The organism is Achromobacter sp. RT286_PF (genome assembly GCF_059760425.1).
In genome coordinates this window covers 1-6058 of the sequence record NZ_JCBAMR010000077.1, presented here as the reverse complement: position 1 = coordinate 6058, position 6058 = coordinate 1, and the positions used below count along the sequence as shown (strand labels likewise).

The 6058-nt window shown below is 67.1% G+C and carries 5 protein-coding genes; 1 reads left to right on the top strand and 4 read right to left on the bottom strand.

Annotated elements, in window-relative coordinates; all coding sequences use genetic code 11:
* Both AC6LJY_RS27880 and AC6LJY_RS27875 read right to left on the bottom strand, forming a co-directional pair.
* Positions 1-1401 (bottom strand): MFS transporter (locus AC6LJY_RS27880; protein ID WP_498137232.1); only part of this gene is annotated, 1401 nt, incomplete at its 3' end.
* 87 nt (positions 1402-1488) lie between these two features.
* Positions 1489-1992 (bottom strand): peroxiredoxin, encoded by a 504-nt coding sequence (locus tag AC6LJY_RS27875; RefSeq protein ID WP_046805231.1) that lies wholly within the window; start codon positions 1990-1992, stop codon positions 1489-1491.
* 244 nt (positions 1993-2236) lie between these two features.
* Between AC6LJY_RS27875 and AC6LJY_RS27870 the strand changes: the two genes are divergently transcribed.
* Positions 2237-2662, top strand: a complete 426-nt coding sequence (locus AC6LJY_RS27870; protein WP_498137231.1) for a hypothetical protein — start codon at positions 2237-2239, stop codon at positions 2660-2662.
* A 21-nt stretch (positions 2663-2683) separates the two neighbouring features.
* Here AC6LJY_RS27870 and AC6LJY_RS27865 read toward each other — a convergent pair whose 3' ends face one another.
* The gene (locus AC6LJY_RS27865) at positions 2684-3562 is read right to left on the bottom strand and encodes a dienelactone hydrolase family protein (RefSeq protein WP_046805229.1); all 879 of its coding nucleotides are present in this window, start codon (positions 3560-3562) and stop codon (positions 2684-2686) included.
* A 65-nt stretch (positions 3563-3627) separates the two neighbouring features.
* Positions 3628-6058 (bottom strand): DUF748 domain-containing protein (locus tag AC6LJY_RS27860; protein ID WP_498137230.1); only part of this gene is annotated, 2431 nt, incomplete at its 5' end.

The window sequence follows — 6058 nt, the reverse complement described above, 5'->3', positions numbered from 1 at the left end:
ATGTCCACCATCACGAGGTCGGCGCGCGCGCCCACCGCGATGCGGCCCAGGTCTTCGCGGCCCAGCGCCTTCGCGCCACCGACCGTCGCGGCGTGGAACACTTCGCCGGTGGTGACCGCGCGCGGCGGCGGGGTCCGGCTGCACCATTTCCATCGCGAGGTCGTTTTCCGGATCCACGCGCGGGTCCAGCACTGCCGCCGCCGGCGAGCTTTGCAGCGTGTCGGGCATCGGCACGAAGTGCGTCGGCGCTTCGTCCACCTGGTGCGCGCCGGTGACGCGCGTGGGGCGCACCTGCCATACCAGGATCAAGGCGCAAGCCGAGATGAACACGTAATACATGCTGGGCCCGCCCAGCGACATCATCAGCCCCGCCACCATCGGGCCGATACACGCGCCCACGCCATAGGTCATCAGCAAGACGGCCGACAGGCTGACCCGGCGTTCGGACTCCACGTGGTCGTTGGCGAATGCCGCACCCAGCGGGTACAGCGTGAATTGCAAAATGCCGAACACGCACGACAAGGCCACCAGCGCCCAATACGGCAAGGTCAGCCAGCCCCACATCACGGTGGGCAGCAGCACCAGCAGCAAGGCGTTGAAACGGATCAGGCCCGCGCGGTTGATGCGGTCGGACAGCCAGCCCATCGGCCATTGCGACAGCAACCCCGCCGTGACGGCGGCGGCCACAAAGACGGCGGCCTGCGACGTCGTCAGCCCGTGCTTGGCGCCGTACACGGCGGCCAGCCCGTAGAACGCGCCCGACAGGTTGCCCGCCACGAACAGCACCGTCATGGACAACGGCACGCGCCGCATGAAGAAGCGGATGTCCAGCGGCGCGGGCAGCGGCGTGGGCGGGTGGGAACGCGCGGTGACGGCAATGGGCACCAGGCACAACACCAGGCACATGGCCACCAGCGTCAGGGGCCGCAGGTCCAGCGTGGCGTAGGCGGTCAGCGCCAACTGCCCCAGCACGGTGCCCAGCCCGGACACCACCATGTAGACCGAGAACACCCGGCCGCGCTGGTGGTTTTCAGTTTGTTCGTTCAGCCAGCTTTCGATGACCATGAATTCGGTCACCATAACCACGCCGGAAATCAGGCGAAAGACCAGCCACAACGGCATGGAATCAACCAGCGTCTGGGCCAGGATCATGCTGGTGGCAATCGCCGCGCACGCGACGAACGCGCGGATATGACCCACGCGAATGATGAGCTTGTGCCCCAATCGGGCTCCGCACACCAGGCCCAGGTAGTAGCCGGCGATCAGGACGCCGATCCACACTTCGCTGACGGACTGCGCGGTCAGGCGAAGGCCCATGTAGGTGTTGAACAGACCCGTGCCGATCAGCATCAGCAAGGTCGCGAAGTACAGGGACGAGAATGAGGAGAGGGTGGCGAGCATGGCGTTGGCAACCGCTGCTGGCATTAGCACGGCGGGCTGCAAAGGCAACCCGCCGCGTTGAGCGGTAAAACTGGAAGCTACGTTAGGTCAGATTTGCGACAGCAGCGTGGCGGCGTCGCTGACTTCGAACTTGCCAGGACCTTCCACGTTCAGCTGCTTGACCACGCCGTCGACGATCAGCGCCGAGTAGCGTTGCGAACGCACGCCCATGCCGCGCGCGATCAGGTCCAGTTCCAGACCCAGTTCCTTGGTCCACAGCGCCGAGCCATCGGCCAGCATGCGGACACGGCCTTCGGTCTTTTGTTCGCGGCCCCAGGCGCCCATGACGAACGCGTCGTTGACGGCCACGCACCAGATTTCGTCCACGCCCTTGGCCTTGAGGGCGTCGGCTTGTTCCACGTAGCCAGGCAGGTGCTTGGCCGAGCAGGTGGGGGTGAACGCGCCCGGCAGGGCGAACAGCGCGATGGTCTTGCCGCGGGTCAGGTCGGAAACCTGGAACGCGTTGGGGCCCAGCGAGCAGCCGGCGGTTTCGGTTTCGATGAATTCGGTCAGGGTGCCTTCCGGCACGCGGTCGCCGACTTTGATCGTCATGGTATCTCCAGGGAAAGTGGGGCAATGCATTGAGGCAGGATCGCCTCACACCCTCCATCATAGTGCGTGCGCGCCCTGCCCGCTGCGCCAGAGCGACACGAAAAAAACACGCACAGTCTGAAACGACTCCACACCTGGACCTCACCGCGTGGATACGGCTGCTTGTCATAATGCGCGAGTGTCCCACGCCCGCGCGGCGCCTACATCGCCCATCGCCCGCCGGGCATCCAGCGGAGATTCACAGATGCACAAGTTTCTGATAGCCCTGGCCTGGGTCCTGGCCACCGCCGCCGCCCCGGCCTGGGCGGCCCCGGACGCCAGCGAGCAGGCGCAATACGATTCCTTCGTGGTGGCCGCCGGCGCATCGAACGGCGCGGCGCGCGCGTGCGGCGCCTCGGAGCCCGACCTGGCGCAGCATCAGGCAACGGCCCACAAGAACCTGGCGCGCTACGCCAAGGAATATGGGTTTTCAGCCGCGTCCTACGACGCGTTGTTCCAGAAGGGCCTGGCCGAAGGCAAGACGATGATGGACGACATGAAGCGGTCCGGCGTGGACGGTTGCCGGGGCGTGCTGGGCAGCTTTCAGAACGAACGCGCGATCAGCTACGACGATATGAAAAGCGCGCTGGCCGAAGTCAGCGACGGCCTGCCGGGCGAACAAGCCCAGTAGACCGCCGCGCTAGCCGAGGGGCTACAGCCCGTTCTGCTTGAACCAATCCAGCATCCGCGTCCAGGCCTGCTCGGCTTCCGGCTTGCGGTACGACGGCCGGTAGTCGGCATGGAACGCGTGCGGTGCTTCCGGGTAGACGTCAATGCGCGACGCCTTTGCCGGGGCCGGGCCCTTGGCCAGTTCGATGCGCATCTTGTCCACGTCCGTCAGCGGAATGCCGGCGTCCTTGCCGCCGTAGGCGCCCAGTACGGGCGCTTTCAATTCGTTCACCAGGCTCAGCACCGACTTGGGCTTGAGCTCGCTGGGTTCGCCCGCCAACTGCCCGTAGAACGCCGCGCCCGCGCGCAGCTTGGGGTTGTGGGCCGCGTACAGCCACACCTGGCGGCCACCCCAGCAAAAGCCCACGATGCCCAGCCGGTCGGGGTTGCCGCCGTTGGCGGCCGCCCACTTGGCGGTGGCATCCAGATCGCCCTGCACCTGGATGTCAGGCACCTTGCCGATGATCTCGGCTTGCAGCTTGGGGATTTCGGTGTACTTGGACGGGTCGCCCTGGCGCGCGAACAGTTCCGGCGCGATCGCCAGATAGCCCAGGTGCGCCAGGCGTCGGCACACGTCCTGGATATATTCGTGCACGCCGAAGATCTCGGACACGACGATGACGGTGGGCAGGTTCTTCTTGCCTTCGGGCGCCGCGCGGTAGGCCGGCATCTTGCCGTCGGCGGTTGGAATGTCGATCTTGCCCGCCGTCAGCCCCTTGGCGTCGGTGGCGATGGCGGTCTGCGCCACGGCCTGCCCGGCAGCCAGGGAAAAGCCCGCCGCGACGGTCGTGGCGATGAAGCCCCGCCGATCCAGCCGCAGGGGCGGCAGCAGGCTGTCGAAGTGCGCGTCCTGATCTTTCATCGAGAATCTCCTGGCAAAAAAAGCCCGGCCCCGGGGCGCCATGCGCACCGTGGGCCAAGCCGGGTTCACTTCAGGGAGAAGTCCACGCGCGAGGGTTGCCCCTCGTCCTTGATGCCGTCCGCGTCCAGCTGCGGCGCGACGATGAAGACACGGTCCGCGAGTCCTTCCTGGGCTAGCAACTTCTCATATACGGCCTGCGCGCGGGCATCGGCCAATTGGCGTAACTGCTCGTCGCCCACCTTCGCCACGCCGCGCAGCATGGCTTCCATTTGTGCGGCCGGCACCGACTTGGACATGCCGATGAAATTGCGCGGCTTGTCCTTGATGTCGGCGTCGTCGTAGACCTCTTCCAGATACTTCTGGCGTTCGGCGGCCGACACCTTCACGCCGGCCGGGTCGGGCTTCTTGCCGCGCGGCGTCGTGTCGGCGGCCTTGGCGGCGCGGATCTGGGCGTCGACCCAGGCTTGGCGCAGCCCGTCCAGGTCGGTCTTGGGATCGGCGCGGCCGCTAATGTCCATCTTCAGCGCGGGGCGGTCCGTCAACGCCTTGATCAGCGTGTCGATGCGCTGCACCGAGTCCTCGGTCAGCACCGCGCTGCCCGGCGCGAACTCCACATACGACAACTCTTCGCCGCCGCCGAAGGCCGAGGCCAGCAAGCTGAACGGCGACGTCACCGCCTTGACGACCAGGTTCATCATCACGCGCACCACGATGCCGCCCACCGAAAATTCCGGGTCATCCAGCGAGCCGGACACGGGCAGGTTGATGTCGATATTGCCGCGCGAATCCTTCAACAGCGCCACGGCCAGCAGCACCGGCAGCTTGGTGGCGTCGGGGCTGTTGGTCTTGTCGCCGAAGGTCAGCTGGTTCAGCACGACGTGGTTGGACGCCTGCAATGCGCGGTCCTTGATCTTGTATTCCAGGTCCACCGACAGCTTGCCGCGCTTGATCGGGTAGCCCACGTACTTGGCCGAATAGGTGTTGAAGCGCGGCAGGTCCACGCCCTTGGCCGACGCCTTCAAGTCCAGCGTCAGGTATTTGGCGAACGGCTGCACGATGCCGCTGATGGACAGCGGCGCCGTGGTGTAGACGCGCCCCGTGACCTTGACCTTGGCGGGCTGCGGGTTGGTGGACGACACGGCCGAGATCGCGCCTTCGATGGCCGACAGCTCGGCCACATAGTTGGGTTTGACGAAGCGGTCGGTAAACGTCATGCGGCCACGCGACAGCGTGACGCTGTTGACGGCGATGTCAGGCATGGCCGCGCCGTCGCCGCCTTTGGAGGCTGCCGGGGATGCCGCCTTGGACGCCCCCGACGATGCCGGCGCGGCGGGCGACTGGCGGCCCGGCGTTTGCGTGTCCTGCGTGATGGAGCCGCCCGCCTGGCCCGGCGCCGCCACCAGGTCCATCACGTTCAGCCGGCCCTGGGCATTCAACAGAATGCGGCCGTAGAAGTCTTCCAGCGCGATGTCGCCCAGCTTGGCGCCCACCTTGTCGCCCGCCACGGACACGTCCATGCCGGCAAAGGCCAGCCGCTTCCAATTCAGGAAGTCGTCGTTGTTGACGCGGTCTTGCAAGTCAACGCCGGTGATCTCGACGCCGCCTTTCCAGTTGACCCGCATGGGCGCGTTGCCGGCGGCGGCGGCATAGGCCACGTCGCCCTTGGCCCCCAGCGTAATGGCGCGCACGGTGGCGTTCAGGCTGCCGGCGGCGTAGGCCGCGAACGGCGCGACGTTCAGGTCGGACAGGTCGACGGACGACGCGAGGGTCAGCGGCTGCGGCGTGAACGTGCCCGCCAGGTTCAGCTTGCCGTTGCCCTGGATGCCCGCCGCCGCCAGCGTGAAGCGGCTTTGGCCCGGGCCCATGGCAAGGCGGTCGGCCGTGACGTGCAGCGATTGCAGCGCGATGTCCAGCGGAGGTTTTTGCGCTTCGTCGCGTGCCTTGAACTGGGTCAGGTCGGCCTGGACAGCGGTGGCCGAGGCGTCGATGGCGCCGCCTTTTTCGCGCACGTGGATCTGCGCGTTGGCGGCCAGCCGGCCGTCTTGCAGCAGGATGGGGGCCACGCTGCGCACGGCCGGCGCCAACGGAGCCAGGGCAATGTTGCCCAAGCGCACGCCCAGCTCCAGCGACAGCGGCGACAACTCCAGCGGGCCTTTCGCGCGTATCCAGCCGCCGTCGGTGCTGTTGTCCACCGTCAGCCACAAGTCGATGGGCTGGTTCTTGACCTCGGGCACCACCACGCCTTCCACGGTGGCGCCGATCCCGGTCATGACGTAATCCAGCTTGCTGACCGCATCGGTCACGTAAAGCTCGCCTTCATGCAGGTTGAAGGCGTCCAGCGTCACCTTCCATTCGGACGGGGCGGGCGCGGCGGGCGGCGCGGGCGCGGCGGGCGGCGTCGCGGGCGGAGCCGTTGGGGCGGGCACGGGATCGGTCGTGGGTGCGGTGCCGGTGGCGGGCGCGGTGGCGGTGGCCGGTGCCGTGCCGGTGCCAGTG